12 protein-coding genes are annotated in these 11,705 nt (G+C 41.7%); 8 read left to right on the top strand and 4 right to left on the bottom strand.

The annotated features are described in order from the left end of the window. A partial coding sequence (locus tag B092_RS0110545; RefSeq protein ID WP_018574594.1) for an integrase core domain-containing protein occupies window positions 1–253 on the top strand: 253 nt, incomplete at its 5' end. Between the two features lie 358 nt (window positions 254–611). Here B092_RS0110545 and B092_RS15740 read toward each other — a convergent pair. Next, window positions 612–1,100 (bottom strand): tyrosine-type recombinase/integrase, encoded by a 489-nt coding sequence (locus B092_RS15740; protein WP_083907526.1) that lies wholly within the window; start codon window positions 1,098–1,100, stop codon window positions 612–614. A gap of 3 nt (window positions 1,101–1,103) precedes the next feature. Beyond that, complete coding sequence (locus B092_RS15735; RefSeq protein WP_211208961.1) at window positions 1,104–2,000, bottom strand: tyrosine-type recombinase/integrase; 897 nt, start codon at window positions 1,998–2,000, stop codon at window positions 1,104–1,106. 531 nt (window positions 2,001–2,531) lie between these two features. On the opposite strand from B092_RS15735, the gene B092_RS0110535 reads away from it, so the two are divergent. The 4 genes from B092_RS0110535 to B092_RS14200 all read left to right on the top strand — a co-directional run bounded on the left by B092_RS0110535 (window position 2,532) and on the right by B092_RS14200 (window position 6,051). Continuing rightward, window positions 2,532–3,464 carry a retron St85 family RNA-directed DNA polymerase gene (locus tag B092_RS0110535; RefSeq protein WP_018575204.1) on the top strand — a complete coding sequence of 311 codons (933 nt, stop codon included), beginning with the start codon at window positions 2,532–2,534 and terminating at the stop codon, window positions 3,462–3,464. Further along, window positions 3,457–4,947: an AAA family ATPase gene (locus B092_RS14750; protein ID WP_018575203.1), complete on the top strand. Its 1,491-nt coding sequence runs from the start codon at window positions 3,457–3,459 to the stop codon at window positions 4,945–4,947. The genes B092_RS0110535 and B092_RS14750 overlap by 8 nt, the downstream gene beginning before the upstream one ends. A 118-nt stretch (window positions 4,948–5,065) precedes the next feature. Continuing rightward, window positions 5,066–5,584 (top strand): retron Ec78 anti-phage system effector HNH endonuclease PtuB, encoded by a 519-nt coding sequence (gene ptuB, locus B092_RS14745; RefSeq protein WP_018575202.1) that lies wholly within the window; start codon window positions 5,066–5,068, stop codon window positions 5,582–5,584. A 134-nt stretch (window positions 5,585–5,718) separates the two neighbouring features. Beyond that, window positions 5,719–6,051 carry an ATP-binding protein gene (locus tag B092_RS14200; protein ID WP_018575201.1) on the top strand — a complete coding sequence of 111 codons (333 nt, stop codon included), beginning with the start codon at window positions 5,719–5,721 and terminating at the stop codon, window positions 6,049–6,051. A 48-nt stretch (window positions 6,052–6,099) separates the two neighbouring features. Here B092_RS14200 and B092_RS0110515 read toward each other — a convergent pair whose 3' ends face one another. Continuing rightward, on the bottom strand, window positions 6,100–7,086 hold the full coding sequence (locus B092_RS0110515; protein WP_018575200.1) for a diaminopimelate dehydrogenase: 987 nt from the start codon (window positions 7,084–7,086) through the stop codon (window positions 6,100–6,102). A 97-nt stretch (window positions 7,087–7,183) separates the two neighbouring features. After that, complete coding sequence (locus B092_RS0110510; RefSeq protein WP_018575199.1) at window positions 7,184–8,158, bottom strand: bile acid:sodium symporter family protein; 975 nt, start codon at window positions 8,156–8,158, stop codon at window positions 7,184–7,186. A 172-nt stretch (window positions 8,159–8,330) separates the two neighbouring features. On the opposite strand from B092_RS0110510, the gene B092_RS0110505 reads away from it, so the two are divergent. The 3 genes from B092_RS0110505 (at window position 8,331) to B092_RS0110495 (ending at window position 11,282) form a co-directional block, all read left to right on the top strand. Then, a complete protein-coding gene (locus tag B092_RS0110505; protein ID WP_018575198.1) occupies window positions 8,331–9,287 on the top strand; it encodes an AEC family transporter in 957 nt (318 codons plus the stop codon). A gap of 176 nt (window positions 9,288–9,463) precedes the next feature. After that, window positions 9,464–10,747, top strand: coding sequence for an AAA family ATPase (locus B092_RS0110500; protein WP_018575197.1), 1,284 nt, complete (start codon window positions 9,464–9,466; stop codon window positions 10,745–10,747). Further along, on the top strand, window positions 10,740–11,282 hold the full coding sequence (locus B092_RS0110495) for a hypothetical protein (protein ID WP_018575196.1): 543 nt from the start codon (window positions 10,740–10,742) through the stop codon (window positions 11,280–11,282). Before B092_RS0110500 ends, B092_RS0110495 begins: the two co-directional genes overlap by 8 nt. Window positions 11,283–11,705 lie beyond the last annotated feature (423 nt).

Here is an 11,705-nt window from a genome sequence, read left to right as displayed (position 1 = left end):
TGCATCTGTTGGTACAACCGGTGATTCATACGATAATGCATTGGCTGAAACGGTTAACGGGCTTTATAAAACAGAGGTGATTGAATATTTAAAACAGCAGTGGCGGGATGCGTGTGATGTTGAATTAGCAACCCTTGAATGGGTCGATTGGTTTAACAAAACTCGCATTCATAGTACGATTGGTTATGTGTCGCCTTTTGAGTTTGAGAGACGATACTATGATAGTCTTACTGAGTCAGACAAAGTTGCCTGACTCAAGCAATCCACTCTCCGATATACTCGGGGCGGTTCAATTGGCAAACCAGCTACCCCTTGTATCTCTAGCAGGTGATTTTTAATGAAAGATACATATTCTCAAGCTACGACTGTATGTAATCAAAATTTAAAACAATTGTCAATTAGTTACTCCTAATACTGCCTAACACTGTTTATTTATATACATTTTGTCACATACTCTGTTGCATTTATGTACAAAACCTCTCCCCAAGGGAGGGCAAACCCTAGTTAATATCAATGAGGCTGCAAAATGATGATTGACTCATCATTATTAAATGACTATGGGAATCAATGGCTTATGTTGTATGCTGAATTATCACAATTTTTTATGGTTTTTAACTGGATAAAATAGCCATTATCTGCTCTCCCAGTTTTTGCCAAGCATCCATCTTTTCTTCACGATAATCATAATGCAGATAATGTCGCCTGACTCGCGAACCACCGATGATATGATTTTGGCAACGATCGATAACATCTAAGTTAATTCCCAACGCTTGCATCATCGTTGCGCCGGTACGCCGTAAATCGTGAGGCGTCCATTTTCCATGAGCACCGCCTGCTAGCACTAAATCATTATTAAAAGCACGACCGCTTAATGGTGCTGTAGATTTTTTGAAGAGTGCCTGACGATCACCCACCTGCTTTGAGACCGACTTTAGGCAAACATGCGTTTCGATTGATCGGAGATTTTTTGATGGAAAACACCACGCTGAATAGTCGGTAATTTCTTTTAATGATTTAAATAAGCCATGCGTATAATCCGATAAAAACACATAATGCTCTTGCTTTTTATGGCGAGTTCCTTTGACATTGGCCCGTGGAATAAACTAGACTCTGGTTTCTAAATCCACGTGCTCCCAACGCGCTTGCAGCAATTCACCGATACGACAAATAGTGCCCAGACAGAGCCATAAAGCAATTTGTGATTTTTGAAGTAAGGCACGATGATGATGGGTTTTATCAGCTACCGCTAAATTACCCTCATTCATACGCTGAAAAATAGCATGCAGTTCACGAATCTCAGCAACAGACAAAATGCGGTCACGCTCGTCCTCATAATCCGCAGGCAATAATTTTTTAATATCGACCAAATCACATGGATTACCATCCTGCATTAAGCGACGCCAGGGCTTTCGCCTAACACCCCAAGATAGCATTTGATTGAGATCGTTGTAGGCAATCACCACTTGACGGGTAATGCCACGCTCACGCATTTGGCGTAACATGGTTAAGATATGTTGTTCATTTAAATCACTGATCGGTACCTGACCAATCACCGGTAATACATCTTTTGCAAATAAACGCGCCAGTTCTTTATTGTTATCTTGTCGTGCGACACCGTCTCTAAACCATACATGGAATAGCTCTTGCACGGTAAGAAGTTTATTAACATGCGCTTGAGTAGCCAAATGGAGCGCATTTTTAAATACGTTTTGTTGCTCAATCAAGAGTGCTTTTGTCGCCTCTTTCGGATCAATACCATTAGCAATCAGCGTGCGGATTCGGTAATGTTCGGCACGAATTTCAGTCAGTGTTTTTTTAGGCCAAGATCCCAATGCATAGTCTTGCTTTTTACCATGCAGCCACACTTCATAGCGAAAAAGAACGGTCACACCCCGCACTCCTGCACGTACTCGTCCCGTAATACCACCTGGCTCCCGAAGCATTTGTCCGTGGTTACCGGGAGTTAAGATTTTAAGTCTCGCGACATTGATTTTGTTCATCACGTGTTAATTCGATTTTTAACTTTACCCCATGCTTTACCCCAGTTTTACCCCATGGAGGAGATGCAGTAACCACCAGCAAATTAAGTTAAGAAATGCACTATAGACCTGATAACTCACCTGCTAGAGATACAAGGGGTCGTCACATAAGACCGAGCTTCTTAGAATAAAGCAATTCAGGACAAAACGTCTATTTCAATTCGTCATAATTCGTGTCTTGCTAGCTTCCGTATCTACCAAATACACAATTTTTAACGCTATCTAGGGCGCGCACTGACAGCAATTGCGCGCACCATCAGAGTATGCTAAATTTACAATACTCTTTAGCGTATGACGGAATACGTCAGTCGGGTGATTAGCCAGACTCAAATTGATTGAACGGGTTTAAAGTTGCGTGATGTACGCTTTCTTAGCTCGTTCCTCGCCAAGAAAGCGTACATCACGCTCTTTCAAGTAAAGAGTAGGCTCAAGAGTTTGCTCTTGAGCTTTTTACCTAAAACCTATAAATCGTTTCATCCAGAGGAGTTGATAGTGGCAATTGTTAGCTTCCTTGCAACACACCTTGACATCCCTGAAGATCAGGTTGAATCGATTGTACAGCGTGCACCACTACTCTATAAAGTCTATAAAATTCCTAAGCGATCCTTTGGTACTCGTACCATTGCACAACCCACACCCGAACTAAAAAAGCTGCAACGCGCTTTTTTACTCACTAAACCCTTACCGGTACATTCTGCTGCCATGGCATACCAACCCGGCCTAAGCATTAAGAAAAACGCGCTGCATCATTTACACAATAAATATTTATTAAAACTAGATCTACTCAATTTTTTTAACTCGATCACGCCTGACATATTGTGGCAAGAGTGGAAGCAACACTTTGAAATTCCTCCCCCTAAAGAAAAAAAGCACATAGAAAATCTATTGTTTTGGGCGCCACAGCGAAAGCCAAACACTCACTTAATGTTGAGTGTCGGTGCACCAAGCTCTCCTAACCTCTCAAACTTTATTTTGTATCGTTTTGATGAACGCCTCCAAAATCTGTGTAAAAAACTCAATATCACCTATACCCGTTATGCCGATGATCTGACGTTCTCAACCAATACTCGTTATGCTCTTTTTAGCATACCCGAGCAGGTAGCAATGCTATTAAATGAATTGTTTACAGGCCGGATTAACATCAATAAGCGCAAGACGATTTTCACGTCCAAGGCTCACAACCGACATGTGACCGGAGTTGGACTTAGCAGTGAAAATAAATTGTCGCTAGGGCGTGCTAAAAAGCGCTACCTAAAGCATCTCGTGCATCAATTCACGCTAAGCTTATTAGCAGACGAGGAAATCTCGCATTTACAAGGTTGGCTTGCTCACGCGAAGCACATTGAACCGACGTTTATTGAATCACTAACAAACAAATACGGTCAAGACATAATACATAAAATTTTTGAGACTAACCATGACTAGTAAGCACTCCAATACGTCAGGCCTAACCAATCTCCGTCTTAGCGCTGAGCGAGGCAACTTATTATCTCAATTCCAACTGTGTCAGTTTTATCGTCAAGACACAGCCAATAGCCACAGTGACATTGAGCGTGTTAATCAGCAAGTTCGCCACCTTAGAGATGAAGCAGCCAATTCTCACTTAACACTGGATCAACTATCACTACAATCATTTAGACGCTATCAAAGCTTACAGATTAAATTTGATCACAATCTAACCATTATCGTAGGTGAGAACGGTACCGGCAAAACCTCCATTGTAGAGTCAATTGCTAAGTTACTCAGTTGGATAGCCAGCCGCGCCATCAAAAGCAATAATTCCGGCAGCCATATTACCGAGAGTGATATACAAACCTCGGCCTGCGATTATGCAGAAATCGCCGGTAAGTTTGAGCTTAATAATAAGACATCCTTTGATATTTCTCTTAGCCGACCGGTTAAAGGTTGGGCCGGTAAAATTTCTTCAGAACTCCAAGTCACCACCCTCTTGGGGGAAATGTACCGTGAACTAGCCGCCATTAATAATGAGCAAGAGCTACCGGTCTTAGCTTTTTACTCTGTTGAGCGCTCTGCCCTATCCTTAGCTGACAAAATTGACGAAACTCGTTTAATAAATCAATCAAGACATCGTTTTGATGCTTATGAAGACGTATTCAGAGATCAGTCTAAAAGCTATTATTTCATTCAACAATATATTGTGCTGAATAATCTTGCAGAGTCAGGCAAAGCTTCTTATCACAAGCATTTACAGTTTGTGAATAAAGCCATCGAGTCAGCCGTTCCACATATATCCAATCTCCACATAGACAGAAGTGATGGTTCCACGGTAATTAAATTAGATAGCTTTGGTCAGCGAATTAACTTTACACAACTTTCACAGGGACAAAAAACACTTGCCTCTATGGTTGGTGACTTGGCTTTGAGAATGGTCAGTCTCAACCATACAATGGCTAATCCACTGTACGCCTCAGGTATCGTGCTCATTGATGAAATTGATTTGCACCTGCATCCGAGCTTACAACAAAAAATCATTCCCAATTTACAAAAGACCTTTGAAAACTTACAGTGGATTATTACCACTCATAGCCCTCATGTGCTCTCTACTGTAGATAAAGAATCTATTCGCATTATTCAGTTTAATAAAGAGACGGCCGCTATCAGGACACCGGAGTTTCAAACCAAAGGTGTTATTAGTTCTAGTGTCCTAGAGCAAATCATGGGAACTCACGCTATTCCGGAAGTTGAAGAGTCCGAGTGGATCCGCAAGTATCAAAGTCTAATTCAAAATAAATTGTGGGATTCCAAAGAAGCTGAAGAACTATTTGATCGCTTGCAAACACACTTCGGTCACCATCACCCTGTGATTGACGAGCTCAAGGGCTTGCGCCGTTTAGAAGAACTTAAGCAACGTTATAAGAATAAAAACGAGGAGGCGAATCGTGCGTAAATTGGATCGCCCCAGTCTCCCCCCTCTTTGTTTGAGACAATTTCAACAAAACCCGAAAGCTGTTTGGGGTAATTTAAGAGGACCTGACAGAGCGCAGATATAGCAGTCCCTTGCGCAAATGCAAGACCATTTCTGCGCTTATTGCCAAGGTGCGATTAAGCCTCATAGTCAAAACTCATTTATTGAGCATTTTTATCAACGAAGCGATTATCCACACTGGACGTTTGACTGGAACAACTTGTTTGGTTCGTGCAATACAAAAGAAACTTGCGGTAATCATAAAGACAACCAAGCAAAGAATATTTCACCTACCGATATATGTAAACCGGATGTGCACGATCCTGACATTTTACTCAACTTCTTAGCAAGCGGCGAGGTTCAACCTAAGCCAGGCCTTACAGCACAAAATCAAGCTAGGGCAGAAAATACGATTAAGGCTTTTAACCTACAGCATAGCTCACTAGTTAACAGAAGAAGAACCATAGCAAGCAATGAAGGCCAATTAGCAGAACAGCTTTATGAGTATCTAGATGAATTTCCCGGTGAACCCGAATTAATTCAACAACTTAAAGAGCATCGCAATAGAATTGCTAAAGAAGAGTTTTCAGCAGTACGACATACGATTTGGAATAGCTAGTAGAGACATGTGTTGAAGATTGAGAAGTGATTATTCAATCCCTAAACTCTTAAGCGCAATAATAAGTGTTAATACTGTGATGGATAAAAACACACGCGTTGCGAAGTGCTGATTTTTTCTGATATCCAACGCATATGTATGGAGCACCCATTCGAATTGCATTTTTTGATGACCGAATTGAAATAAAAAATCTCGGCACCCTTGTTCCGGGTATGACCGTCGATGCCATGAAACGCGTTGTTTACAAACTATGCAATCGAGTGATTGCGCGCATATTTCGCGAGTTGAATTTGATCGCGCAATGGGGTAGCGGTGTCAGTCGTATTTTTAGAGAGGCAGAAATTCGTAAGTTAGTAGATCAAGATATCATCGAAATGACCTTGCCGGATAAGCCTAATAGTCGCCTACAAAAGTACCGCATAAGCGCTCAAGGTCACTCTTTTATTACTGAGTTGCTGCGAACTTGAGCTAGCACACCGAATACTGCACACCACACAGTATTCGGTGCGTAAACACTAAAGCATTTCTTTACGTAACTGCTCAGGTGATTTTATCGACAATAAACCCGGAGCCACATCAAAAACAGTTTTAGCACCGTATTGACCCTGTTGGTTCATGCGATAAGCCGCGCGTGCATAGGCAACCAACACACTCGACGTAAAGCCCGGATTATCACCCAATTGCAAGCCGTACTCAATCACTTGATTGTGCTCAGGACGTGTGTTGCCACTACGGATCACAAAGCCGCCATGGGGCATATTCTGATGTTCACGCTGTAAGGTATCCTCATCGATAAAGTGGACCGTCGTCTCATACTCATCAAAGTAGTTAGGCATGGTCTTAATCGCCTGCTCTACAACTGCAGCGTCGGCCCCCTCTTCTAAGACGACATAACACTCACGTGTATGCTTATCACGTGTCGCCAGCGTTGGACGAGAACCGGTACGTACCTCTGCCATGGCTTTTTCAGAAGGCAAAGTATATTGCACGCCTGCCTTAACCCCCTCAACACGACGTACCGCATCTGAGTGACCTTGACTTAAGCCCTTACCCCAGAAAGTATAGGTTTCACCGTCAGGCAAGACCGCTTCAGCATATAAGCGATTAAGCGAGAATAAACCCGGGTCCCAACCCACACTGATCAGGGCTGTTTTTTTAGCAGGCGCAGCGGCTGCATCAACAGCAGCATAAAACTCAGGAATCTTAGCGTGGGTATCAAAGCTATCGACCGTATTAAATAATGCAGCGTACTCAGGTGTTTGCTTAGGCAAATCATCCTTAGAGCCACCGCAGAGAATGAGCACATCGATTTTGTCCTGAAAGTCATTTAAATCAGCCACAGAAAAAACAGGCGTGGCAGCATCAACCGTGTCTAACTGATCCGGCGCTCGACGGGTAAATACGCCGACAAGGCTCATATCAGGATTTTTTTGGATCGCAGTCTCTACACCGCGACCAAGATTGCCATAACCGACGATACCGATTCGAATGGATTGAGTCACAATTTAACTCCAATTTATGTGAATAAAACAACTTAAATAATAACAAGCAACGGCTTAGCGGTCACGATTAACATGATCAACGTGACCCCCTTTATGCTTAGTTTTTGGCCTGCGCTTTTGCTGTAGTTACCTTGTCTGCCTTGTCTGTTTTGCCGGCCCAGTAAGTTGCTAATAAAGGACCGGAGATGTTATGCCAGAAGCTGAAGATCGCACTCGGTACTGCTGTCACAGGGCTCGCCGCAAAGTGTAAGCCCGCGAGCGCCACACCCAAACCGGAGTTTTGCATACCGACCTCAATCGACACGGCTTTTTGATCAGCATATTTCAGCCCCAACACTTTGCCTGCAAAGAAACCAATTAAATAGCCTAAACCATTGTGCAACACAACCACGGCGAAAATAAGCAGCCCCGATTCGATGATACGGTCTTTTGACGCACCAACAACAAACGCAACGATCAAGACAATACCAATCACTGACACTAAAGGCATCACTTCACCATAAGATTCCGCCTTTTTACCCAAGACTGAGCGCACAATCAAGCCTAAGAAAATCGGTACCAACACAATCTGTAAAATGCTCTTAAACATAGCGACTGCATTAATATCAATCCACTCGCTCGCTAACAAAAAGAAAACCGCCGGCGTCAAAAAGGGTGACAAGAGGGTAGAAACAGCGGTTGCGCTAACAGATAAGGCGGTATTGCCACGTGCCAAGTAGGTCATGACGTTAGACGAGGTACCACCGGGGCAACAACCCACCAAAATCACACCAATGGCAATTTCTGCAGGCAGCTTAAAAACGATACATAAGGCATAGGCCAATAGCGGCATGATGGTGAACTGAGCGACTGTCGCAATCAGGACGGACTTCGGCTGCTTTAAAACGCCTTTGAAATCATCAACCGTCATGGTCACACCCATACCAAACATGATGACGCCTAAAATCAAGGCAATATAAGGTCCTACGAAGCTGAATAAGGTCGGATTAAGAAAAGCAATACCCGCAAACACCAAGACCCACAGGGCAAAGGTTTTTTGTACAAAACGGCTAAAACCGGTTAAAAAAGTCATTGTATTTTCCAAAAAATAAAACTTGTACTAGTATATAACATAAACAAATTGTTACCTTTCTTGTCCGCCTGTTAGTCAGCGATATTTGCCTGATAGAATGAGCGATGTGTAGGGTTTTGCCCAGTCGCGGCAAGATAGTATTAATTGATTTTTCTTTTCTTTGGCGGTTTTTATGACTGGCTCTTTTTTTGATGCAGTGCTCTTTTCTGTGAGCGTCACCCTCCCCAGTATTTTGCTATTAGTTTTAGGGTGGTACTTGCGACGCTCAGAGCAGATTGACCAACGGTTCTGCGATCAGGCATCAAAAATCGTTTTTAACTACTCCCTCCCCGCCCTATTGTTTTTTAGTATTTACCGCAGCGATACGGACTTATTAGAAAACCTCAATCTCGTCTTAGCAGGGACGCTGACGATTATGGCACTTTATATTGGTGCAGAGCTTGTTGCCCGTAAGCTGGTCAAAGAACCTCGCGATCACGGAGTGTTTGTACAAGGGGTATTTAGAGCCAATATGATGATTATCGGTTTGGCTTTTGTCAGTAGTGCCTATGGTTCAAATGGCGTCGCAGTTGGCGCTATCTTCGGCGGTGTACTAACCTTGCTTCTTAATGTTTTAGCCGTGATTACCCTCAGCAAGGCATCAGGCAATAAAAAATTTAATCCGCTACTGATGGCTCGTCAAATTATGACCAACCCATTAATTATTGGGATTCTCCTGGCGCTTGCTTGTAAATGGCTATATGTGCCAATCCCATCATTGATTGCGGAAGCCGGCGGCTATGTGTCCAGCTTAGCTTTGCCACTGGCCTTAATTTGCGCAGGTGCTACTCTCGACTTTAGAAAGATCTTCAATGCAACGGATATCGCAATGTGGTCGAGTATTGGCCGCTTAATTGTCGCCCCCATTGTCGCCGTTGCCGTAGGTTTAGCGATGGGATTGGATAGTATGAGCTTAGGTGTGATGCTGCTCATGACCGCCTCCCCGGCTGCCGCAGCAAGTTATGTAATGGCAAAAGCCATGGGTGCCAATGACGTCGCCGCTGCTAATATCATCGGTATCACAACCGTCGGTGCTATGCCAACCATGGCAATAAGTTTGACGCTGTTAAGGTATTTTGGATTAATTTAGGGGGGATTGGTCGCTGATTTTATAGGGACAAAATGAACTACCCTGCTAAGGCGTGTGAATGATTATTAGGTATACTGGATTGTAGGAGCATAACAAGGATAAACATCTATCATTGACCAGATAACCAACCTTGCTCAACAACTTAGCGTCCACCACAAAGAGATATCTTTTATTTTATGAAGTTAATTTTAGAGAATATTGGTCTATTAGAAAAAGCTGAGATGACGCTTCACCCTCTTTGTGTCATTGCGGGTGAAAATGATAATGGCAAAAGTACGATTGGTAAGATCGTTTTTTGTATTATTAAAGCCCTCAATCGCTACAAAGAAGATCTACGAGTGTCAAAAGGCCACGAAATAAGTGAGTTGCTGCGCCAAGCTTTTTTTGAATTACGACGCATAGGTGATACAAGTGAGTCGAATATGGCCCTATATAGACTCCGTAAGGTTTTTGTTGATGATTCTCGCTTGGATACATTAATACAAGTTTTTGATGAAACGCTTACAGAGCTGTATTCAAACACGGATTTAGATAAAGAAGCGCTCCTCCTCATTAAAAAACTAGAGGATGAAGTTAAATCAATTATCGCCACACCGGAAGATGCCAAGCAGGTAATTGAACAAGCCTTCACTAACGTATTTGCCGCTGAGTTTGACTCTGACGTTCTTTTGGTTGGAGCGACACAGGGTAAAATTCAGCTGTGGGAAAATGATATTTGCTTGATAGATTTGCAAGTACATGAAAATAATTATGTCACTTTACTTAGCGACGTCGAACCAATTGAGTTCAAAGATGCCACCTTTATTGAAACACCATTAATTTTAAATTTTCATGATGTTTTGCGGCATAGCCAAACCCTTCTAGAAAGAAACAATCAGCGACACCTTGGCGCCTTGCCTTATACAACGCTTCACACCAAAGATCTTTTTGATAAGCTTAAACAACCAACCTTGGGACAGCTCACAGAAAATACACAACAGCTCTTAGACACAGTCAATGAGATTATTCAGGGGCATGTGAGTTATAACCGTGAAAGCAAAGATTTTGTTTTTGTAAGAGGCGAAAGAAGTATATCAATCAAAAACACAGCTAGTGGCATTAAATCCTTCGGCGTACTACAGGTTTTGTTGGCCAATGATTTCATTAATAAAAATACATTATTGATTTTAGATGAACCTGAAAATCATCTACACCCCAAATGGCAAATCAAATTTGCTGAGTTATTAGTTACCTTAGCGGCTAATGGATTATTTATCGTCGTATCTGTTCATAGCCCTTATATGATTGAAGCATTAGAACGATTTTCTGAAAAACTCAATATCAGACAACATGCAAAATTTTATTTGGCAAAAGAAAATAAAATTGAAGATACCGATGAGCTAGAAGAAATATTCAGCTTATTAGCTGAGCCATTTCAAACGTTTAAAGAAATGGACGCTGAGGTCTTGCGCGATGAATGATTATTCACTAACAGGTTTTCTAAAAGAAAAACTACAGCACTGCCAATCAACACTCAAAGCAACTAGTTATGACAAAGAAAACAATCAATATCTTTGTACTGATGAAAGCCTAGACAATGTATACAACTTCGATACTTATATTGAAAAAACAACAAGCAAAAATGAGAAAATGCCGGCATCACCGGATGCAATCCATATTGGAAGCAAAAAGTTATATTTTATTGAGTTCAAAAATCAATCTAAGAATGCCATTGAAACAACAAAAATAAAAGAAAAATTTCGACGTGGCACAGAGGTTTTACACGATTTACTTAGTGAGTTTAAGCCCAGAGATAATCAATATATTTTTTGTGTTGTGTTTAAGCATGATGCTAAAAGTCGCCGCTCTCATAGAGACTATCAAAACTATATTGAAAGTAGACAAACTCATTTTGGTCTAGATGAATTAAACAAAGAGCTGTCCGGATTTTACGACCACATCATCACACAAGATGTTGAGTATTTTAGACAGAAATATGTAAATCTTGACTGCTAGTTTAAGGTCAGATTTAGGTGGAGATTGGTCACTCATTTTATTTAATTTGATAGTGACGAAATGAACCACCCTACGAAATATTAACGACATCGACACAAATAACCTTCAAACACTCCAAGATTATATTTATTGTTGTGGAACAAGCGTAAAAAGCAATTTACGCCTAGACAGATTGAGACTTTTGCATAAAAACGGTTAAATAGCGCTTTTTTGTTCTACTTGGAAATTTTTTGATTTTTTTAGGAAATTTTCGACAAATTTCACCCCGCTTTTATCGATAAATGCCTGTTTTTTTGGCATTTATCTGCCTAATTCTGCCTTTTAGGCAAAATTAGGCGCAACTATCCTAAGCTTATTGGCAGCTTTTAAACAATTGATGCAAATCGCTTTCAAAAGCGACTGCGCATGCACCTTGACGAGACC

It is taken from the genome of Oligella ureolytica DSM 18253 (genome assembly GCF_000373745.1).
GTDB lineage: Bacteria > Pseudomonadota > Gammaproteobacteria > Burkholderiales > Burkholderiaceae_B > Oligella > Oligella ureolytica.
This window is presented reverse-complemented; position numbering and strand designations above follow the sequence as displayed.